The sequence below is a fragment of the Streptomyces sp. M92 genome, assembly GCF_028473745.1.
Lineage (GTDB): Bacteria > Actinomycetota > Actinomycetes > Streptomycetales > Streptomycetaceae > Streptomyces.
In genome coordinates this window covers 124,935-143,414 of record NZ_CP101137.1, presented here as the reverse complement: position 1 = coordinate 143,414, position 18,480 = coordinate 124,935, and the positions used below count along the sequence as shown (strand labels likewise).

The 18,480-nt window shown below is 72.0% G+C and carries 21 protein-coding genes and 1 tRNA gene; 18 read left to right on the top strand and 4 right to left on the bottom strand.

Features of this window, described 5'->3' with window-relative positions:
* Positions 1 to 53: 53 nt before the first annotated feature.
* The 9 genes from sufD to dapD all read left to right on the top strand — a co-directional run bounded on the left by sufD (position 54) and on the right by dapD (position 6,441).
* Positions 54 to 1,244 carry a Fe-S cluster assembly protein SufD gene (gene sufD / locus M6G08_RS00710; protein ID WP_272585235.1) on the top strand — a complete coding sequence of 397 codons (1,191 nt, stop codon included), beginning with the start codon at positions 54 to 56 and terminating at the stop codon, positions 1,242 to 1,244.
* Positions 1,241 to 1,558 carry a non-heme iron oxygenase ferredoxin subunit gene (locus M6G08_RS00705; protein WP_073721582.1) on the top strand — a complete coding sequence of 106 codons (318 nt, stop codon included), beginning with the start codon at positions 1,241 to 1,243 and terminating at the stop codon, positions 1,556 to 1,558. Before sufD ends, M6G08_RS00705 begins: the two co-directional genes overlap by 4 nt.
* Before the next feature lie 7 nt (positions 1,559 to 1,565).
* Positions 1,566 to 2,330 (top strand): Fe-S cluster assembly ATPase SufC, encoded by a 765-nt coding sequence (sufC, locus tag M6G08_RS00700; protein WP_073721580.1) that lies wholly within the window; start codon positions 1,566 to 1,568, stop codon positions 2,328 to 2,330.
* Positions 2,327 to 3,583, top strand: a complete 1,257-nt coding sequence (locus M6G08_RS00695) for a cysteine desulfurase (protein ID WP_272585234.1) — start codon at positions 2,327 to 2,329, stop codon at positions 3,581 to 3,583. Before sufC ends, M6G08_RS00695 begins: the two co-directional genes overlap by 4 nt.
* Positions 3,584 to 3,600: 17 nt before the next feature.
* Positions 3,601 to 4,071 (top strand): Fe-S cluster assembly sulfur transfer protein SufU, encoded by a 471-nt coding sequence (sufU, locus tag M6G08_RS00690; RefSeq protein WP_272585233.1) that lies wholly within the window; start codon positions 3,601 to 3,603, stop codon positions 4,069 to 4,071.
* On the top strand, positions 4,068 to 4,400 hold the full coding sequence (locus M6G08_RS00685) for a metal-sulfur cluster assembly factor (RefSeq protein WP_073721574.1): 333 nt from the start codon (positions 4,068 to 4,070) through the stop codon (positions 4,398 to 4,400). Before sufU ends, M6G08_RS00685 begins: the two co-directional genes overlap by 4 nt.
* 99 nt (positions 4,401 to 4,499) lie before the next feature.
* Complete coding sequence (locus tag M6G08_RS00680) at positions 4,500 to 4,820, top strand: DMT family transporter (RefSeq protein WP_272585232.1); 321 nt, start codon at positions 4,500 to 4,502, stop codon at positions 4,818 to 4,820.
* The gene (locus tag M6G08_RS00675) at positions 4,820 to 5,398 is read left to right on the top strand and encodes a TetR/AcrR family transcriptional regulator (RefSeq protein ID WP_272585231.1); all 579 of its coding nucleotides are present in this window, start codon (positions 4,820 to 4,822) and stop codon (positions 5,396 to 5,398) included. Before M6G08_RS00680 ends, M6G08_RS00675 begins: the two co-directional genes overlap by 1 nt.
* Positions 5,399 to 5,451: 53 nt before the next feature.
* Positions 5,452 to 6,441 carry a 2,3,4,5-tetrahydropyridine-2,6-dicarboxylate N-succinyltransferase gene (dapD, locus tag M6G08_RS00670; protein WP_073721568.1) on the top strand — a complete coding sequence of 330 codons (990 nt, stop codon included), beginning with the start codon at positions 5,452 to 5,454 and terminating at the stop codon, positions 6,439 to 6,441.
* Between the two features lie 76 nt (positions 6,442 to 6,517).
* Here dapD and M6G08_RS00665 read toward each other — a convergent pair whose 3' ends face one another.
* On the bottom strand, positions 6,518 to 6,688 hold the full coding sequence (locus M6G08_RS00665; RefSeq protein ID WP_272585230.1) for a hypothetical protein: 171 nt from the start codon (positions 6,686 to 6,688) through the stop codon (positions 6,518 to 6,520).
* 186 nt (positions 6,689 to 6,874) lie between these two features.
* Between M6G08_RS00665 and M6G08_RS00660 the strand changes: the two genes are divergently transcribed.
* Positions 6,875 to 7,105, top strand: a complete 231-nt coding sequence (locus M6G08_RS00660) for a hypothetical protein (RefSeq protein ID WP_217254245.1) — start codon at positions 6,875 to 6,877, stop codon at positions 7,103 to 7,105.
* Here M6G08_RS00660 and dapA read toward each other — a convergent pair.
* The gene (gene dapA / locus M6G08_RS00655; RefSeq protein WP_272585229.1) at positions 7,090 to 8,010 is read right to left on the bottom strand and encodes a 4-hydroxy-tetrahydrodipicolinate synthase; all 921 of its coding nucleotides are present in this window, start codon (positions 8,008 to 8,010) and stop codon (positions 7,090 to 7,092) included. The two genes, M6G08_RS00660 and dapA, sit on opposite strands and share 16 nt — an antisense overlap.
* A gap of 156 nt (positions 8,011 to 8,166) precedes the next feature.
* Between dapA and M6G08_RS00650 the strand changes: the two genes are divergently transcribed.
* The 3 genes from M6G08_RS00650 to M6G08_RS00640 all read left to right on the top strand — a co-directional run bounded on the left by M6G08_RS00650 (position 8,167) and on the right by M6G08_RS00640 (position 9,887).
* Positions 8,167 to 8,586 carry a phage holin family protein gene (locus M6G08_RS00650; RefSeq protein WP_272585228.1) on the top strand — a complete coding sequence of 140 codons (420 nt, stop codon included), beginning with the start codon at positions 8,167 to 8,169 and terminating at the stop codon, positions 8,584 to 8,586.
* The gene (locus M6G08_RS00645) at positions 8,583 to 9,047 is read left to right on the top strand and encodes a DUF3618 domain-containing protein (RefSeq protein ID WP_272585227.1); all 465 of its coding nucleotides are present in this window, start codon (positions 8,583 to 8,585) and stop codon (positions 9,045 to 9,047) included. The genes M6G08_RS00650 and M6G08_RS00645 overlap by 4 nt, the downstream gene beginning before the upstream one ends.
* A gap of 135 nt (positions 9,048 to 9,182) precedes the next feature.
* The gene (locus M6G08_RS00640) at positions 9,183 to 9,887 is read left to right on the top strand and encodes an antibiotic biosynthesis monooxygenase (protein WP_272585226.1); all 705 of its coding nucleotides are present in this window, start codon (positions 9,183 to 9,185) and stop codon (positions 9,885 to 9,887) included.
* Positions 9,888 to 9,909: 22 nt separating this feature from the next.
* On the opposite strand, the gene M6G08_RS00635 is transcribed toward M6G08_RS00640, so the two are convergent.
* Positions 9,910 to 11,739, bottom strand: a complete 1,830-nt coding sequence (locus tag M6G08_RS00635) for a DUF8508 domain-containing protein (RefSeq protein WP_272585225.1) — start codon at positions 11,737 to 11,739, stop codon at positions 9,910 to 9,912.
* Between the two features lie 289 nt (positions 11,740 to 12,028).
* Here M6G08_RS00635 and M6G08_RS00630 point away from each other — a divergent pair, with 289 nt between their 5' ends.
* The 4 genes from M6G08_RS00630 to M6G08_RS00615 all read left to right on the top strand — a co-directional run bounded on the left by M6G08_RS00630 (position 12,029) and on the right by M6G08_RS00615 (position 17,243).
* A complete protein-coding gene (locus tag M6G08_RS00630) occupies positions 12,029 to 13,456 on the top strand; it encodes a hypothetical protein (RefSeq protein ID WP_272585224.1) in 1,428 nt (475 codons plus the stop codon).
* Positions 13,457 to 13,712: 256 nt separating this feature from the next.
* Complete coding sequence (locus tag M6G08_RS00625) at positions 13,713 to 15,185, top strand: alkaline phosphatase PhoX (RefSeq protein ID WP_272585223.1); 1,473 nt, start codon at positions 13,713 to 13,715, stop codon at positions 15,183 to 15,185.
* Positions 15,186 to 15,230: 45 nt separating this feature from the next.
* Positions 15,231 to 15,300, top strand: a tRNA-Lys gene (locus tag M6G08_RS00620).
* Between the two features lie 359 nt (positions 15,301 to 15,659).
* Positions 15,660 to 17,243 carry a TROVE domain-containing protein gene (locus M6G08_RS00615; RefSeq protein ID WP_272585222.1) on the top strand — a complete coding sequence of 528 codons (1,584 nt, stop codon included), beginning with the start codon at positions 15,660 to 15,662 and terminating at the stop codon, positions 17,241 to 17,243.
* Positions 17,244 to 17,268: 25 nt separating this feature from the next.
* On the opposite strand, the gene M6G08_RS00610 is transcribed toward M6G08_RS00615, so the two are convergent.
* Positions 17,269 to 17,742 (bottom strand): hypothetical protein, encoded by a 474-nt coding sequence (locus tag M6G08_RS00610; protein WP_272585221.1) that lies wholly within the window; start codon positions 17,740 to 17,742, stop codon positions 17,269 to 17,271.
* Positions 17,743 to 17,861: 119 nt separating this feature from the next.
* Here M6G08_RS00610 and M6G08_RS00605 point away from each other — a divergent pair, with 119 nt between their 5' ends.
* Entirely contained in the window at positions 17,862 to 18,446 is a 585-nt protein-coding gene (locus M6G08_RS00605; protein ID WP_272585220.1) for a TetR/AcrR family transcriptional regulator, read from the top strand.
* Positions 18,447 to 18,480 lie beyond the last annotated feature (34 nt).

Genomic DNA, 18,480 nt, shown 5'->3' with positions numbered 1-18,480 from the left:
CCCGCCGTCCCATCCAGCCCCATACGTAACGGAAAGCGAGCACTACGACAGCCATGGCTGAGGCTCAGAACATCCCGGTCGGTTCCACGACCGCCGGTGCGATCGCGGTGGCCGCCGAGGCCGACTCGACCGTCGCCACGCGCATGAGCGCGCCCCCGTCCTTCGACGTGGCGGACTTCCCGGTCCCGCACGGCCGCGAGGAGGAGTGGCGCTTCACCCCGCTGGAGCGGCTGCGCGGCCTGCACGACGGCACCGCCACCGCCACCGGCGAGGGCGTCAAGGTCGCCGTCGAGGCCCCCGAGGGCGTCACCGTCGAGACCGTCGGCCGCGACGACGCCCGGCTCGGCCGGACCGGCAAGCCCGTGGACCGCGTCGCCGCCCAGGCGTACACCGCCTTCGCGCAGGCCGGCGTGATCACCGTCCCCAAGGAGACGGTGCTGACCGAGCCCGTCCGCATCGCCGTGCACGGCGAGGGCGGCACGGCCTATGCCCACCAGGTCATCGAGCTGGAGGCCTTCGCCGAGGCCGTCGTGGTCATCGACCACACCGGTGACGCGGTGCTCGCCGCCAACGTCGAGTACGTCCTCGGCGACGGCGCCAAGCTCACCGTCGTCTCCGTCCAGGACTGGGACGCGGGGGCCGTGCACGTGGGCCAGCACAACGCCCTCGTGGGCCGCGACGCGAGCTTCAAGTCGGTCGTCGTCACCTTCGGCGGCGACGTCGTCCGCCTCCACCCGCGCGTCCAGTACGCCGGTCCCGGCGGCGAGGCCGAGCTGTTCGGCCTGTACTTCACCGACCGGGGCCAGCACCAGGAGCACCGCCTCCTGGTCGACCACAACGTCCCGCACTGCAAGTCCAACGTCGTCTACAAGGGCGCGCTCCAGGGCGACGACGCGCACGCGGTCTGGATCGGCGACGTGCTCATCGAGGCCAAGGCCGAGGGCACCGACACCTACGAGATGAACCGCAACCTCGTCCTCACCGACGGCGCGCGGGTCGACTCCGTGCCGAACCTGGAGATCGAGACCGGTGAGATCGTCGGCGCCGGCCACGCCTCCGCGACCGGCCGCTTCGACGACGAACAGCTCTTCTACCTGATGGCGCGCGGCATCCCCGAGATCGACGCCCGCCGCCTGGTGGTCCGCGGCTTCTTCGCCGAGCTGGTCCAGCAGATCGGCGTCGCGGACATCGAGGAGCGCCTGCTCGCCAAGATCGAAGAGGAGCTGGAGGCGTCCGTCGCATGACCTTCGTACGCGTCTGTGGAGCGGGCGAGCTGGAGGAGGACACCCCCAAGCGGGTGGAACTCGACGGCACGCCGATCTCCGTCGTGCGCACCGAGGGCGAGGTCTTCGCGATCCACGACATCTGCTCGCACGCGAACGTCTCCCTCGCCGAGGGCGAGGTCGACGACTGCCACATCGAGTGCTGGCTGCACGGCTCGCGCTTCGACCTCCGCTCGGGCAAGCCCGACAGTCTGCCGGCGACGCGCCCCGTCCCCGTATACCCCGTAAAGATCGAAGGGGACGACGTGCTCGTCTCCCTCACCCAGGAGTCCTGAGGCACCCATGGCAACGCTTGAAATCCGAGACCTGCACGTCACCGTCGAGGCCGACAACGCCACGAAGGAGATCCTCAAGGGCGTCGACCTCACCGTGAAGCAGGGCGAGACGCACGCCATCATGGGCCCCAACGGCTCCGGCAAGTCGACCCTCGCCTACTCCCTCGCGGGTCACCCCAAGTACACGATCACCGGCGGCACCGTCACCCTCGACGGCGAGGACGTCCTGGAGATGTCCGTCGACGAGCGCGCCCGCGCCGGCCTCTTCCTCGCCATGCAGTACCCGGTCGAGGTCCCCGGCGTCTCCGTCTCCAACTTCCTGCGCACCTCCGCCACCGCCGTCCGCGGCGAGGCCCCCAAGCTGCGCACCTGGGTGAAGGAGGTCAAGGAGGCCATGGAGCGCCTCAACATGGACCCCGCCTTCGCCGAGCGCAACGTCAACGAGGGCTTCTCCGGCGGTGAGAAGAAGCGCCACGAGATCCTCCAGCTGGAGCTGCTCAAGCCGAAGATGGCGATCCTCGACGAGACCGACTCCGGCCTCGACGTCGACGCCCTGCGCGTCGTCTCCGAGGGCGTCAACCGGGTCCGCGAGACCGGTGAGGTCGGCACCCTGCTGATCACCCACTACACGCGCATCCTGCGCTACATCAAGCCCGACCACGTCCACGTCTTCGCCAACGGCCGCATCGCCGAGTCCGGCGGCGCCGAGCTGGCCGACAAGCTGGAGGCCGAGGGCTACGAGGCATACACGAAGGGTGGCGCATCCGAGTGACACAGCTGCCGGGCCTCCTCGACACCGAGGCGATCCGCAAGGACTTCCCGATCCTGGACCGCGTGCTCCACGACGGTAAGAAGCTCGTCTACCTCGACAACGCCGCGACCTCGCAGACCCCGCGCCAGGTCATCGACGTGCTCGACGAGTACTACGAGCAGCACAACGCCAACGTCCACCGTGGCGTGCACGTCCTCGCCGAGGAGGCCACGGCGCTGTACGAGGGCGCGCGGGACAAGGTCGCGGAGTTCATCAACGCGCCCTCCCGCGACGAGGTGATCTTCACCAAGAACGCCTCGGAGTCCCTCAACCTCGTGGCCAACATGCTGGGCTGGGCCGACGAGCCCTACCGCGTGGACCACGAGACCGAGATCGTCATCACGGAGATGGAGCACCACTCCAACATCGTGCCGTGGCAGCTGCTCGCGCAGCGCACCGGCGCGAAGCTCCGCTGGTTCGGCCTGACCGACGACGGCCGCCTGGACCTGTCCAACATCGACGAGGTCATCACCGAGAAGACGAAGATCGTCTCCTTCGTGCTGGTCTCCAACATCCTGGGCACCCAGAACCCGGTCGAGGCGATCGTGCGCCGCGCCCAGGAGGTCGGCGCGCTCGTCTGCGTCGACGCCTCCCAGGCCGCGCCGCACATGCCGCTGGACGTCCAGGCCCTCCAGGCCGACTTCGTGGCCTTCACCGGCCACAAGATGTGCGGCCCGACCGGCATCGGCGTCCTGTGGGGCCGCCAGGAGCTGCTGGAGGACCTGCCCCCGTTCCTCGGTGGCGGCGAGATGATCGAGACCGTCTCGATGCACTCCTCCACGTACGCCCCGGCCCCGCACAAGTTCGAGGCGGGCACGCCGCCGGTCGCGCAGGCGGTCGGTCTGGGCGCGGCGATCGACTATCTCAACTCGATCGGCATGGACAAGATCCTCGCCCACGAGCACGCGCTCACGGAGTACGCGGTCAAGCGGCTGCTGGAGGTCCCGGACCTGCGCATCATCGGCCCCACCACGGCCGAGGAGCGCGGCGCGGCGATCAGCTTCACGCTCGGCGACATCCACCCCCACGACGTCGGCCAGGTCCTGGACGAACAGGGCATCGCGGTCCGGGTCGGCCACCACTGCGCCCGCCCCGTCTGCCTGCGCTACGGAATTCCTGCGACCACGCGAGCGTCGTTCTATCTGTACTCCACGCAGGCCGAGATCGACGCCCTGGTCGACGGTCTGGAGCACGTACGGAACTTCTTCGGCTGACGGGACGAGCGAAGAGCATGAAGCTGGACTCCATGTACCAGGAAGTCATCCTGGACCACTACAAGAACCCGCACGGGCGGGGCTTGCGGGATGGCGACGCCGAGGTCCACCACGTCAACCCGACATGCGGCGACGAGATCACCCTCCGCGTGAAGTACGACGGCACGACGATCAGCGACGTCAGCTACGAGGGGCAGGGCTGCTCGATCAGCCAGGCCAGCGCCTCCGTGCTGAACGACCTGCTGGTCGGCAAGGACCTGGCCCAGGCGCAGCGCATCCAGGAGACCTTCCTGGAGCTGATGCAGTCCAAGGGCAGGATCGAGCCCGACGACGCGATGGAGGAGGTCCTGGAGGACGCGGTCGCGTTCGCCGGGGTCTCGAAGTACCCGGCCCGGGTCAAGTGCGCCCTGCTGAGCTGGATGGCCTGGAAGGACGCGACGTCCCAGGCACTGGACGGAGCCGACGCCGAGAAGGAGACGACGGCATGAGTGAGACCGTGGAAATGAAGCCCGCCTCCGAGGAGGAGGTCCGCGAAGCCCTGCTGGACGTCGTGGACCCCGAGCTGGGCATCGACGTCGTCAACCTGGGCCTGATCTACGGCGTCCACATCGACGACGCGAACATCGCGACGATCGACATGACCCTGACGTCGGCGGCCTGTCCGCTGACCGACGTGATCGAAGACCAGGCCAAGTCCGCTACGGACGGCCTCGTCAGCGAGCTGCGGATCAACTGGGTCTGGATGCCGCCGTGGGGCCCGGACAAGATCACGGACGACGGCCGCGAGCAGCTGCGCGCGCTCGGCTTCAACGTCTGAGGCACATCGCTGAGGCACATCGCTTGAGAGAACGGCGGCGCCCTATGGGCGCCGCCGTTGTCGTGCGTGTGGACGCCTTCGTTATGTACGCTCGTACACATGGGATATCTGCTCCTGGCCGGAGCCATCGCCGCCGAGGTCGCCGGCACCACCGCCATGAAGTACAGCGAGGGTTTCACCAGGCTGGTCCCCTCACTGCTGACGGCACTCGCCTACATCCTCTCCTTCACGCTGCTCGCCCAGACCCTGAAGACCCTCGCCGTCGGCACCGCCTACGCCATCTGGGCCGGTGTCGGCACGGCGACCATCGCCGCCATCGGCGTGGCGTTCATGGGCGAGGGGATGACCGTCGCCAAGGCCGCGGGCATCGCACTGATCATCATCGGCGTCGTCGTCCTCAACCTCGGTGGCGCGCACTGATGCCGCGCCGCCACGACCCCGAGCGGCGTCAGCGGATCATCGACGCCGCGATCCGCGTCGTCGGACGGCAGGGCATCGCGGGCCTCAGCCACCGCACGGTCGCCGCCGAGGCGGACGTCCCGCTGGGCTCGACGACGTACCACTTCGCCACCCTCGACGAACTCCTGGTAGCCGCCCTGCGCCAGGCCAACGAGGGCTTCGCCAAGGTGGTCGCGGGCCACCCGGCCCTCGCCGACCCCCGCGCGGACCTTCCCGCCGAGCTCGCCCGCGTCCTCGGCGAGTGGCTGGGCGGGGACCGCACGGGTGTCGAGCTGGAGTACGAGCTGTATCTGGCGGCCCTGCGCCGGCCCGCGCTGCGCCCGGTGGCCGCGGAGTGGTGCGAGGGGGTGGGCGCGCTCCTCGCCGCCCGGACGGACCCGGTGACGGCGCGGGCGCTGGTCGCGGTGCTGGACGGGATCTGTCTGCAGGTGCTGCTGACGGACTCGGCGTACGACGAGGGGTACGCGCGACAGGTGCTGGCGCGGGTGCTGGGCTCAGGCGGGTCGGTGCGGGCCGGGGCGGGGGCGACCGGCACGTGAGATGCCCGGCGGCCGGTTCGCTACCGGACCCCCCGGCCGGTTAGGTTGCCCTCATGACCGACACGACTGCTTCCCGCACCACCGGCGCCGTGGCCGCCGGGCTCGCCACGATCGCCGCCGACGGCACCGTCCTCGACACCTGGTTCCCGGCTCCCGAACTCGCCGCCGAGCCCGGCCCGTCCGGCACCGAGCGCCTCACCGCAGAGCAGGCCGCCGAGCTCCTCGGCGGCGGCGCCACCGCCGCGGTCGGTCCCGACGCCCGCCGCGGCGTCGAGGTGGTCGCGGTCCGCACGGTCATCTCCTCGCTCGACGAGAAGCCGGTCGACACGCACGACGTCTACCTGCGCCTGCACCTGCTCTCCCACCGCCTGGTCAAGCCGCACGGCCAGAACCTGGACGGCATCTTCGCCCACCTCGCCAACGTCGCCTGGACCTCGCTGGGCCCGGTCGCCGTCGACGACATCGAGAAGGTCCGCCTCAACGCCCGCGCCGAGGGCCTGCACCTCCAGGTCACCTCGGTCGACAAGTTCCCGCGCATGACGGACTACGTCGCCCCCAAGGGTGTCCGTATCGCCGACGCCGACCGGGTCCGGCTCGGCGCGCACCTGGCCGAGGGCACCACGGTCATGCACGAGGGCTTCGTCAACTTCAACGCCGGCACGCTGGGCACCTCAATGGTCGAGGGCCGCATCTCCGCGGGCGTCGTCGTCGGCGACGGCTCCGACATCGGCGGCGGCGCCTCCACCATGGGCACCCTCTCCGGCGGCGGCAACGTCCGCATCGTCATCGGCGAGCGCTGCCTGGTCGGTGCCGAGGCGGGCGTCGGCATCGCGCTGGGCGACGAGTGCGTGGTCGAGGCCGGCCTCTACGTCACCGCGGGCACCCGCGTGACCATGCCCGACGGCCAGGTCGTCAAGGCCCGCGAGCTCTCCGGCGCCTCCAACATCCTCTTCCGCCGCAACTCGGTCACGGGCACGGTCGAGGCCCGCCCGAACAACGCGGTGTGGGGCGGCCTGAACGAGATCCTGCACAGCCACAACTGACCGGCGTCGGCGGAGCGCCGACCGAGTCACCGAAACGCCCTCCCGACCCGCCCGTACGCGGCGCCCGGGAGGGCGTTCAACGTTTCAGGGCCCGGTACCGCTTCAGCAGGGCGGCGATGCGGTCCCGGTCGGCCGCGCCGTTCAGCTCCTTCAGGATGCCGTCGGGGCACAGCTCGTAGTGCTCGCCCCAGAAGCGGCGGCTCCGGTTGTCCCATATCCGGTAGCCGCCCGGGACGCCCCGGGCCACCGTCGTCTGCTCACCGCGTGACCCCAGGCGCGCGGGTGGTGCGGGGCCAACACGATTTGCCGCCGCGTGCCTCGAGCGCCCCCCTGCACATACGGATGACGGCCGTGACCTTCCGGTGGTCTTGGCGGATGAACGGGTGGACGCAGAGTCCGATCAGACGCCGATCCGACGAAACGAGGACCTGGTATGACGAACGAGCGGGCGAGGACCGTGGCGCGTTGGCTGGCCGGGGCGGGCGCCGCCGTGCTGGTGTGCTGGGCCCCGGCGGGGGCCGCGCACGCCGACGAGACCACCACCGGTTCGCACAACGGCCCCCGGGTCGGCCTCCTCAACGTCAACGTGGGGCAGATCGACGACCCGGCGGAGGACGTACTGGAACACACCCTGCTGTTCGGCGACGGCTACACCTGGAGCTGACCGGCGCCGGCCACCAGATCCTCGTACGCCGTCAGCAGGGCGCCGGTCGTCTCCCGGTCCGCGGCCCGCAGCGGCGCCCGCACCGGCCCCGCGGGCAGGCCCAGCGCGCCCAGCAGCGCCTTCGCGGTGACCGTGCCGGGCAGACCCGCCGCCGTCATCGCCTCGATGAGCGGGACCGCCCGGCGCTGCAACAGGGCGGCCCGCCCGGTGTCGCCCGCGTCGAAGGCGTCGAGGACGGACCGGAACAGCTCCGGTACGACGTTCGCGACCGTGCTGACACAACCCGCCGCGCCCATCGCGTACAGGGCGAGGACCTGCTCGTCGCAGCCCGCGTAGTAGGCCAGGTCGGTGGCGGAGAGGACCTTCTGGGTGCCGAGAAGGTCGTAGGAGCAGTCCTTGACGGCGACGATCCGCGGATGGTCCGCGAGCCGGACCAGGGTGGCCGGCTCGATGCGGGTGCCGGTGCGGCCGGGGATGTCGTAGAGCACGAGGGGCAGGCCGGACGCGTCCGCGACCTCCCGGAAGTGCGCTTCCACGGCATCCTGCGGGGGCCTGCTGTAGTAGGGCGACACCACCAGCAGCCCGTCCGCGCCGGCCTTCTCCGCGGCCAGCGCCAACTCCACCGTGTGCCGGGTGTCGGCGGTGCCCACCCCGGCGACCAGCGTCGCGCGCTCGCCGACGGCCTCGCGCACCGCCGTGACCAGCGCCGCCTTCTCGGCGTCCGTGGTGGTCGGCGACTCGCCCGTGGTGCCGGACAGCACCAGACCGTCGCAGCCGGCCGACACCAGCCGGTCGGCGAGCCGCCGCGCACCGTCCAGGTCGAGCGCGCCGGACTCGGTGAGGGGCGTGACCATGGCGCACAGGGCGCGGCCGAAGGGGGCGGGGGAACGGTGGTCCGTCGTCATGGAAGCAGTCTCGGCGCGACGACCGTGCAGCTCTACTTAAATCTGCTACGAGGTACCGGTAAGGGACGCTGCGGGATCGGTGGCCGGACACCGGCAGGGGTAGTGCCCGTCGGCCGGGGGTACCCGGGGTGCTCCGAACCGAGAGGAGGCGGAACCGTGACCGGGACCATGCACACCAGGCCGGTGCGCGACGAGCAGCACTCCGTGGGCGAACTCGTCGGTCAGGCCACCGAACAGCTCTCCCGGCTCGTGCGCCAGGAAGTGGCCCTCGCCAAGATGGAGCTGGCCGAGAAGGGCAAGCGCGCCGGGCGCGGCGGCGGGATGCTCGGCGCCGCGGGAGCCATCGCGTACGTCGGCCTGTTCGCGTTGGCCGGCACGGCCACCGCCGCGCTCTCGCTGGCGCTGCCCGTCTGGGCCGCGGCGCTCATCGTGACGGCGGTGCTCTTCGTGATCGCGGGCGTACTGGCCATGATGGGCCGCACCCAGCTCCGCCGCGCCGTGCCCCCGAAACCCGAGGCGACCCTCGGCAGCGTCAGGAGCGACGTGGACGTGATCAGGGAAAGGGCGCATCGATGACCGACGCGACGAGCGGGGACGGCACGAGGGCCGGCTCCACCGCGCAGCCAGTGGGCGGGGCCAAGGGCCCCGACGAGCTGCGGCAGCAGATCGAGCAGACCCGCAGCCAGCTCGGCGACACCGTGGAGGAGCTGGCGGGCAAGGCGGACGTGAAGGGCCGTGCCAAGGCCCGGGCCGCCGACCTCAGGGACAAGGCCGGCGCCATGACCGTGCAACTGCGCAGCTCCGCCGCGCACGCCGGCCACGCGGTGCAGGACAAGGCCGGGCAGGCCGGCCACTCCGCGCAGGACAGGGCCGGCAGGGCCGGGCACACCGTCGAGCGGCGCGTGCCGCGGCGGGCTCGCGGCGCGGTACGGTCCGGGCTCGGGCATCCCCGGGCGGTGCTGGTCGCCGGGGCGGCGGCGGGCGCCGTCGTGGTGTCGGCGGGCGTGCTGCGGCGCCGTCACCGCGGGCACTGCTGAGAACACGGCGTGAGGAGGGGCCTGCGAACGGGCCCCTCCTCACGCATGTCCGGCCCGAAGGCACTTGACCTCAACCTTGGTCGAGCCCCGAGGGTGGTGCGTGCACCCGACGACCACCCACCTCTGGAGGCCGGCATGACCCGCCGTACCGACGCCCACCCCGAACTCGCCCGCCCCGACGTCCGGGCGCCCTTCTTCAGCACCTGGTCGGTGGGCACCCCCGAACGGCAGCGGCAGACCGTCGACGCGATCGCCCACACCTGGGAGCGCCGCCCTTGGCCCGCCGACGACCTGCTCGGCTACCACGTCTACACCGGCCACGACGGCAGCACCCTGCTGCACCACTCCCAGTGGGCCGACGAGCAGGCCTACGAGGCCTTCGTCAAGACACACCGCCGGGAACGCGTCGACGAGATCGACACCGCCGTGCCGGGCATCGAACGGCTGTGGCTCGGCCGGTACCGGCACTACCGCAGCCTCACCCGCGAGGACGGCACGGCGCCCGTCCCGGGCTGCGTCGTCATCGTCGACGTCGAGTTCGAGGGCCCCGGCCCCGACCGGCAGCGCGCCTGGGTGGACGCGGTGTTCGAGGCCCTGGAGAGCGAGCCGGAGCCGCACCCCGGAGGTATCTCCGCCCACTTCCACCTCAGCACCGACGGCACCCGCGTCCTCAACTACGCCGAGTGGGAGAGCGCCCAGGCCCACATCGACGCCCTCGCCGCACCGGGTGACGGCGTCGGTTCGGGGTCCGCCCTGTGGGAGCGGGTGCAGAACTGGCCCGGCCTGAAGAGCAGCACGGTCAACCGCTACGACCACGCCCTCGGCCTCGTGCCCCGCTGAACCCGCCCCCACCGGGCGCCGGTTACGGGCGGAAGCGCAGCACCTGCGGGTCGTGGTCGCTGATCTGGTCGTGGAACTCGGCGTTGACGTGCACGCTGTCGTACGACAGCCGCCCGTGCCACCGGATCGACGGGCTGACCAGGATCTGGTCCAGGACCTGGCTGTTGCCCTGGTAGACGTACGAGTAACGCTCGCTCCTCGGCAGCGACTTGACCGCCGACCACAGGGCGCCGTCGTCCTCCAGGAGACGGGTCGTCCTCGAGAACTCGAAGTCGTTGATGTCGCCGAGGGCGATGACGTCCGCGTTCCGCTGGACGGCCAGGATGTCCTTGACGAAGGTGTTCACCACCGTCGCCTGCGCGTGGCGCTGCGTCTCCGAGCCGCGCGACGGCGGCTGGTACTGAGCCGTCAGGCTCTGGTCGCCGCCCTTGGAGTTGAAGTGGTTGGCGATGACGACGACGGTCCGGCCGCGGAAGACGAACTCGCCGGCCAGCGGCTTGCGGCTGTCCTCCCAGGCCGCGTTCGCCGGGTCGACGCGGCCGGGGGAGTGGGTGAGCGCCGCCTTGCCGCGCACCTTCGTCACCCCGGTCGCGGTGGTCGCGTCACCGGCCCCGCGGTCGGTGAACGAGACCCGCTCCGGGTTGAACAGGAACGCCTGGCGGATGTTGCCGCCGGGCTGGCCGCCGTCCTCGCCGTCCACCGGGTCGATGCCGCGCCAGTCGTAGCGCGGGCCGCCGGCCGCGACGATCGCGTCGATCAGCTTGCCGACCGTCGCGCCGGCGGTCACCGTGCCGTCGTCCGTGGCGCCGTTGTCGTCCTGGATCTCCTCCAGGGACACGATGTCGGGCGAGGCGAGGTTGTGCACGATAGCCTCGGCGTGCGCGGCGAAGGTGTCGTCGGACGGGTCGAGGTTCTCGACGTTGTACGTCGCCACCGCCAGCTCGCGGCCGCTCTGCCGGCGCGTCGACTCCCGCTCCAGGCCTCCGCTCCGGAGGGTGCCGATCTCGCTCGCCACCATCGTGTAGCCGCCGTACTGGTTGTAGTCCAGCGGGCCCGCGGTGGTGCCGGCGAGGGTGTCGCCCACGTTGGCGTCGGGGAAGTCGGCCGGCCTGCCCAGGGACTGGATCTGGAGGCGGCCGGTGTTCTGGGAGTCGTACGAGCCGTAGACGGTGCCACCGCGGCGGTTGGCGTTCTCCCAGGGCTTCACCGTGACCCACAGCTCGGTGTACGGGTCGGAGGCGCCGACCACGCGGGCGTCGGTGACCCGGACGTTCATGCCCTCCAGGGACTCGTAGTGGTCCAGGGCGTACTTCGCGGGCCGCAGCGGCAGGCCGTTGACCGAGCCGTTCGCGGCCTCGTCGCCCTCGGGGGCGTACGCCCGCGGCACGGAACGGGCGGAGATCGTCGTCGGCGCGGGGACCTCGTTGCCGCTGGAGACGACCGTGAACACCGGCCGGGTGATCTCGGTCAGCGACTGGTTGCCGGAGGAGGTGCCGCCGGGGACGTACTCCGAGACCGTGCCGGAGACGGTGACCGCGTCACCGACGGCGACGCCCTTCGGGGTGGAGCCGGTGAAGACGAACACGCCCTCACTGGTGGCCGGGTCGGCGTCGGGACGCGGATCCTGGATCCAGAAGCCTCTGGAGGAGCCGTAGCCGCGGACACCGGTGACGATTCCGGCCACGTCGGTGACCTGCTCGCCCGCGTACGGCGACAGCCGCGTGCTGCCCTGGATGTCGTGGACGCGCACGGAGTCGGCGTGCGCGGGCGAGGTGAGGACGATCGTGGACGCCGCCGAGCAGACGGCGGCGACGGTGAGCGCGGCGAGGCGCGCGGAGGACTTGCTGGCCAACGGAAATCCCTCCGGGGACGTGACGGGGCACCGGGACGAGGGTGGGGCGTGGGGCGTGGGACGCGAGAAGCCGCAGGGCACACGGGAACCTGAGCGCGTGGGCCTGGGTGAACACTTGTCCCCCCGCTTTCTACGCGCGTCAATCTCCTGCCTCGCCAGGCCAGTTGTCAAGGTTTCGGCCATGTACCGCACCCGTCGGGGAGATGAACCGGGCGGCATGGGTGCAATTCCGTCTAGGCTGAGCGGCTGAGCCGTACGGCGTCCGGAACGCGCGAGGAGAAAACAGCCGATGTCAGACCGCTCCACCCTGCCGCCCGCACGGTTGCGTCCCGAAGCGGAGCTGGCTCGCGACGCGCTGGCCACGCCACTGCTCGCCCGGGCCGCCCGGCTGGCCCGCTGGGCGGGTCCCGGGACCCGCGTCGACGCCGGCGGCGGACTCGTCGAGGAGCAGCTGCCCGCGGCGGCCGGGGAACTCGGGCTGACCGGCGACGACGCCGCCGCGTACGCGAGCGAGGCCTGGCGGATCGCCGTGGACACCGGGCTCGTCGAGATCACCGACGAGGAGACGGGCACCGTCGAGCGGGGCGACGACCTCGCCCTGCTCACCGGCGGCTCCCCGCAGGACGTGCTCGGTGTGTGGCTCACCGCGCTGGAGACGGTGCTCGCGGACGCGAGCGTGCCCGACCTCGACGACCTGGTCGACGCGATGGCCGAGGGCGGCACGGTCGACCTGTCGACCCTGGAGTGGGACCCGGAGGCCGAGGCGGAGTTCCTCGACGGGGTACTCGGCAACCTCTACCTGCTCACCGTCGGCGAGGACGGGGCCGGCGACACCCCGGTGCCGCTGCCCGCGCTGGCCGCGTCCGTGATCGTGCCCAGCGACATGGGCGAGCCCACCAACGACGTCCTGGAACAGGTCTCCGACGCGATGATGCGGCTGGACGACCAGTTCCGGATGCTGGAGCCGGTCGGCCTCGTCGCCTACCGGCCGGTCGACGAGGCCCTGATGGCCGACGCCGACGAGGAACCGGCGGCACCCGACGACGAGGCCGACGTCGCCCGCTACGGCATGGTGCGGCTCACCCCGCTCGGACTGTACGGACTGCGCACCAGGCTCCAGGAGGCCGGCTTCGACGTACCCGTCGTCGGAGACCTCGCCGACAAGGGCGCCGACGCGCTGCTCGACGGCACGGCACCCTTCCCGCCGGCCGCGGCGCACGCCGAGACCGAGCTGTGGCTGGCCGGCCGCGGCCCCGTCGACGCCGCCCGTGAACTCCTCGCGGCCGCCCGCGGCACGGACCCCGGCGCACCCCTGCGCCGGCTCTGCTGCCAGCAGGCGCTGTCCCTGGTCGGCACCGAGGCGGAGCCCGCGCTGCGGGAGGTCCTCGACGACCCCGAACTGGGCGGCCTCGCCCGGGTCTGGCTGACCGAGCACGGCGCCCGGGACGTGCCGGCGCCGCCGCAGGAGATGGTCTTCTGGCTGACCATCGACACCGTGGCCGCACAGCTCGCGGCGGAGGGCAACTCCGACGAACTGCGCGCCCTGGTGGAGGGACTGGCCCAGCAGCACAGCGGGTTCTTCGACACGGCCTGGCGGGTCGGCCACCCGGCCACGCCGGACGTCCTGGAGGCGATGGGGCGGCTGCACCCCGACAAGAAGGTCGCCAAGGAGGCGCGGAAGGCGGCGTTCAAGGCGCGGTCGCAGCACGGGGGCTGACACCGGGCACCGGGGCCGGGTGGGCCGGGCGGGCGGAGCCGCCCGGCGCCGGCGGGGTGGTACCCGCGCACGCTCGGCTTCGCCCACGTGGGAGAGGCCCATGATCCGGAGGCGGCGCCCCGCCCGTGCCCGCGGTTGTGCGGGCTGCCCAGCGGGCGCCGCGCACCGTTCAACTCCCGTTCAGGCGCGGGCGCGACCGTGACGCCGAACGAGGTCCGCCACCCTCCACGGCACGTCCACCGTCACAGGAGACACCATGTCGCTCACCCGCAGGGACTTCGCCGGCCGATCCGCGCTCACCGGCGCCGGGATCGCGCTGGCGGGCAGCGTCGGCGCCCTCGCCACCGCCCCGAACGCCCTCGCGTCCACGGACACCGAGAGCGCGGCGGAGGGGCACGGCAGAGGCGGCCATGGACACGGGCACGACCACGGCGGGGTCGGCTACGGACCGCTGCTCCCCGACCCGGACGGCATTCTCGCCCTGCCCGCCGGGTTCCGGTACGAGATCATCACCTACTGCGGCCGGACCAGGCTGGAGTCGGGCGAGTACACCCCCTCCGACCACGACGGCACCGCCGCCTTCGACGGCCCCCGCGGCACCACCCTCCTCGTCAACAACCACGAGATCGGCGGCCACCGCGACGACTCGCCGCACCCCGTCCCGCTCACCGAGGGCCTCGTCTACGACCCCGCCGCCGCCGGCGGCTGCACGGTCGTCGAGGTCCGCCGCGGCGGCCACGTCGCCGAGTGGGTCGGCATCGCCGGCACCGCCACCAACTGCGCGGGCGGCAGCACGTCCTGGGGTACCTGGCTGACCTGCGAGGAGACCGAGGACAAGGCCGGCGAGGACGGGATGACCAAGGATCACGGCTACGTCTTCGAGGTCGACCCCGCAGACCGCCGGGCCAACCGCGACCCCAAGCCGATCAAGGCGCTCGGCCGCTACGCCCACGAGGCCGTCGTCATCGACCCCAAGCGCGGCCACGCCTACCTCACCGAGGACGCCTCCGGCCCCAACGGCCTCTTCTACCGCTGGGTCCCGCCGGAGGGCTTCCGGCACGGCCGCGGCCGGCTGCGCACCCTCGCCGACGACGCCGGGGTCCTCCAGGCCTTCAAGTGCTTCGACTCCGGCGGCAGGTTCGTCGACGACCTCTCCCGCGCCACCAAGACCGGCACCGTCTACGGCGTCGACTGGGTCGACGTCCCCGACCGCGACGCCCGGAACACCTCCGTGCGCAGGCAGTTCACCGACGGCCAGGTCACCCGGGGCCGCAAGCTGGAGGGCATGTGGTGGGCCGACGGCGGCGCCTACGTCGTCTCCTCCTTCGCCCGTGACGAGAGCCCCGGCCGCCCGCACGACGGCCAGGTCTGGTTCTACGACCCGGCGCGCCGCACCCTCACCCTCAAGGTCCTCCTCGGCGTCAACCCCGACCCGTCCGCGGACGGCGCGTTCGACGGCCCCGACAACATCACCGTCTCCCCCTACGGCGGCCTCGTCATCGCCGAGGACGGCGACGGCGTCCAGCACCTGTTCGGCGCCACCGACAGCGGGCGCACCTACCCCATCGCCCGCAACGAACTGAACGTCGGCAGCGACGACGACCCGGAGTACAGCGAATTCACCGGCGTCACCTTCTCGCCCGACGGGAAGACGCTCTACGCCAACATCCAGGACCCCGGCATCATGCTCGCGATCACCGGGCCCTGGAAGCGTCAGAAGCGCCGCTGATTAATTCGCTCGCCCGAGCGGTGGCCGCCCTTTTAGAGTGATGCACGTCCAGGTGCGAAGGCAGGACCTACTTCCACTCTTAATGGGGCGGTCACGGGTTCGAGTCCCGTCACCGGCACAACACGCCGGTGTAGCTCAGGGGTTAGAGCACCTTGTCGGTTCCGCCGACCTGAACTCTGGACACCCAGAACTTCACGCACCTCCCGGTGCGCAGGCCGCGGCTACTTCGTTGTGATCGAATCAGACGCCGCGGCCGACATGAACTCGGGAGGCGCGGCAACTGGTGGGTGCCCGGTGCGCAGGCAGCGGATACTTCCTTTGATCGGACGGTTGCGGGTTCGAATCCCGTCATCGACTTCGGGTCGGTGTAGCTCAAACGGCAGAGCATCCGAATGTTCCCGTCGCCGATCCCGACCTCGGGCACCCTCCTTCCGCCGCGCCCTCCCGCCGAAAAGGAATTCGGGGGAATTCACCATGGCGCGTTTCAACACCAAGGCCGCGAAGGCGCAGCCCACCTCGCGTGTGACGTCGACGGGCCGCGTACTGCGCACCTTCGAGGGCGGCCGGGGCCACGAGCGCGACGCGCGCTCCGAGCTTTTTCTGCTGTCGGTCGCGAACTTCGTGTCGCAGCGGACCTTCTACGAGTCCGGCGCGGCCCGCGACGACCGGTTCGCGACGCTCGTGCGCGAACTGGCCGTCTCCGACCCGGTCTGGACGGCCGGCCTGCTCGGCTGGCTGCGCGGCGAGGGCAACCTGCGCACCGCCTCGATCGTCGGCGCCGCCGAGTACGTAAAGGCCCGCCTCGACGCCGGCGCCACCGACGGACCGACGAACCGACAGGTCGTCGCCTCCGTCCTCCAGCGCCCCGACGAGCCCGGCGAGCTGCTCGCGTACTGGACGTCGACGTACGGGCGTGCCGTGCCCAAGCCGGTCAAGCGGGGGATCGCCGACGCCGTACGGCGGCTCTACCACGGCAAGTCGCTGCTGAAGTACGACACCGCGTCCAAGGGCTACCGCTTCGGCGACATCCTCAACCTGGTGCACGCGGCGCCGGACCCGGACAAGCCGTGGCAGGGCGAGCTGTTCCAGTACGCGCTGGACCGCCGCCACAACCCGGACACCGCGGTGCCGCCCGCCTCGAACCGTGTCCTCACGGCGCACCGGGAGCTGATGGCGCTGCCCGTCCAGGAGCGGCGAGCGCTCGTCACGGCGCCCGACGGTGCCGAGCGGCTGGCGGCGGCGGGCGTCACCTGGGAGATGCTGGCCGGCTGGCTCCAGGGGCCGATGGACAAGGCGGCCTGGGAGGGCGTGATCCCGTCCATGGGGGTCATGGCGCTGCTGCGAAACCTCCGCAACTTCGACGAGGCCGGGGTCTCCGACGAGGTCGCGGCCCGGGTGGCGGCGCGGATCAGCGACCCGGCCGAGGTGGCGCGGTCGCGGCAGTTCCCCTTCCGCTACCTCGCCGCGTACCGGCACGCGCCGTCGCTGCGCTGGTCGTACCCGCTGGAGCAGGCGCTCGGGCACTCGCTGGCCAACGTGCCCGCGCTGCCCGGCCGGACGCTCGTCCTCGTGGACCGCTCCGGCTCGATGTTCTACTCGCGGATGTCGGACCGCTCGGAGCTCACCCGGGCCGACGCGGCGGCGGTCTTCGGCACGGCGTTCGCGCTGCGGGCGGCCGACGCGGACCTCGTCGAGTTCGGTACGTCGAGCAACCGCGTGAAGTACCGCAAGGGCGAGTCGGTCCTGAAGGTCCTGGAGCGCTTCGGCGACCTCGGCGGCACCGACACGACCGACGCGGTCCGCCGGCACTACAAGGGGCACGACCGGGTGCTGATCATCACCGACGAGCAGTACGCGCACAACCGGCACGGCGACCCGACCGAGCAGGTCCCGCAGCAGGTGCCGGTCTACACCTGGAACCTCGCCGGGTACCGGGCGGGCCACGGCCCGTCGGGCAAGGCGAACCGGCACACCTTCGGCGGCCTGTCGGACGCGGCGTTCCGGATGGTTCCGCTGCTCGAAGCCGCCCGGGACGCCGACTGGCCGTGGGCGGTCTGAGCCCGCGAACGCGGCGTCCCGGGCGTCAGCCGCTCCACCACGTCTCGAAGGAGGCGACCCACCAGGCCGCCGCCGACAGGACACAGAGCTGCGCCACCGCCGCCGTCCACCACCGGAAGAGGACCGCGACGCCGCTCGTCCACCACATGACGGTGAGCAGACCGTGGACGGCGTCGTCCTGGTAGGAGGCGGCGGTGGTGTCCATCGTGCGCGCATCGCCCATCCAGTCCTCGGTGAAGACGCCGTCCTGACCGAGGAGCAGGATCAGGGCCACCACCCACAAGTCGAAGAGGACCAGGCACAGGGTCGCGATCCGGTCCAGGCGCAGGTAGGCGGGTGTCGGGAACAGCAGTCGCACCGCCCGCGGCCCCTCGTCGCGCATCAGGTCCACCGGCCGGGTGCGCGCGAGCGCGCCCAGCAGGTAGCCGAAGGTCACGAGGACCGCGATCCATCCGCCGACCGCGTACAGCGCGAACAGCAACATCAGCAAGGCAGTCATCCCTGGACAGGAGACCCCGCCGGTGCGGAGTGGTTCCCTCCGTTCGTGCGGGCCGGGCGGCGGCGCACGGGTGCGCGGTAGGGTTCGGCGGAGGACCCCGGTGTGCAGGGAGTAGTGGGATGGCGCAGGTCAGGGCCATGCGCGCGGATGCCCGCCGCAACCGTGAGCGGCTGCTGGAGGTCGCGGCGGCGGCCTTCGCCGAGCACGGTGAGGGTGCTTCCCTGGACGACATCGCCAAGCGCGCGGGCGTCGGAACCGGCACGCTGTACCGGCACTTCCCGACACGGCAGGCGTTGCTGGAGGCCGCTTACCTCGACCGGATCGAGGCGATCGCGGCGCGGGCGGACGTCGTCGCGGCCGAGCGGGCGCCGGGCGAGGCGCTGCGGGAGTGGCTGGAGGAGCTGGCCGCCGGAATGATCCAGGTCCGCGGGATGAAGGCGCTGCTCGGCACCGCCGTCACGGCCGGGGGCTCGACGGTGGACACGGCGTGCGGCGACTGCCTGCGGGGCGCGGCCGGCCGGCTGGTACGGGCGGCGCAGGAGGCGGGGGCGCTGCGGCGGGACGTGGAGCCGATCGAGGTGCTGCGGCTGGTGCACGGGGTGGTCACGGCGGCCGGGGCGATCGACGGGGGACACGGGGAGGACGGAGAGCCGGTGTCGGTCCGCCGGTACCTGTCGCTGGTGTGGGACGGGTTGCGGGGGTAGGCGGTGCCGGTGGGGCGGCACCCCGTGCCGGGAG

Excerpts from the sequence above, each read along its gene's own strand:
- sufD (WP_272585235.1), top strand. The coding sequence starts at position 54 with ATGGCTGAGGCTCAGAACATCCCGGTCGGTTCCACGACCGCCGGTGCG.
- M6G08_RS00705 (WP_073721582.1), top strand. The coding sequence starts at position 1,241 with ATGACCTTCGTACGCGTCTGTGGAGCGGGCGAGCTGGAGGAGGACACC.
- sufC (WP_073721580.1), top strand. The coding sequence starts at position 1,566 with ATGGCAACGCTTGAAATCCGAGACCTGCACGTCACCGTCGAGGCCGAC.
- sufU (WP_272585233.1), top strand. The coding sequence starts at position 3,601 with ATGAAGCTGGACTCCATGTACCAGGAAGTCATCCTGGACCACTACAAG.
- M6G08_RS00685 (WP_073721574.1), top strand. The coding sequence starts at position 4,068 with ATGAGTGAGACCGTGGAAATGAAGCCCGCCTCCGAGGAGGAGGTCCGC.
- M6G08_RS00680 (WP_272585232.1), top strand. The coding sequence starts at position 4,500 with ATGGGATATCTGCTCCTGGCCGGAGCCATCGCCGCCGAGGTCGCCGGC.
- M6G08_RS00675 (WP_272585231.1), top strand. The coding sequence starts at position 4,820 with ATGCCGCGCCGCCACGACCCCGAGCGGCGTCAGCGGATCATCGACGCC.
- dapD (WP_073721568.1), top strand. The coding sequence starts at position 5,452 with ATGACCGACACGACTGCTTCCCGCACCACCGGCGCCGTGGCCGCCGGG.
- M6G08_RS00660 (WP_217254245.1), top strand. The coding sequence starts at position 6,875 with ATGACGAACGAGCGGGCGAGGACCGTGGCGCGTTGGCTGGCCGGGGCG.
- dapA (WP_272585229.1), bottom strand. The coding sequence starts at position 8,010 with ATGACGACGGACCACCGTTCCCCCGCCCCCTTCGGCCGCGCCCTGTGC.
- M6G08_RS00645 (WP_272585227.1), top strand. The coding sequence starts at position 8,583 with ATGACCGACGCGACGAGCGGGGACGGCACGAGGGCCGGCTCCACCGCG.
- M6G08_RS00640 (WP_272585226.1), top strand. The coding sequence starts at position 9,183 with ATGACCCGCCGTACCGACGCCCACCCCGAACTCGCCCGCCCCGACGTC.
- M6G08_RS00630 (WP_272585224.1), top strand. The coding sequence starts at position 12,029 with ATGTCAGACCGCTCCACCCTGCCGCCCGCACGGTTGCGTCCCGAAGCG.
- M6G08_RS00625 (WP_272585223.1), top strand. The coding sequence starts at position 13,713 with ATGTCGCTCACCCGCAGGGACTTCGCCGGCCGATCCGCGCTCACCGGC.
- M6G08_RS00615 (WP_272585222.1), top strand. The coding sequence starts at position 15,660 with ATGGCGCGTTTCAACACCAAGGCCGCGAAGGCGCAGCCCACCTCGCGT.
- M6G08_RS00610 (WP_272585221.1), bottom strand. The coding sequence starts at position 17,742 with ATGACTGCCTTGCTGATGTTGCTGTTCGCGCTGTACGCGGTCGGCGGA.
- M6G08_RS00605 (WP_272585220.1), top strand. The coding sequence starts at position 17,862 with ATGGCGCAGGTCAGGGCCATGCGCGCGGATGCCCGCCGCAACCGTGAG.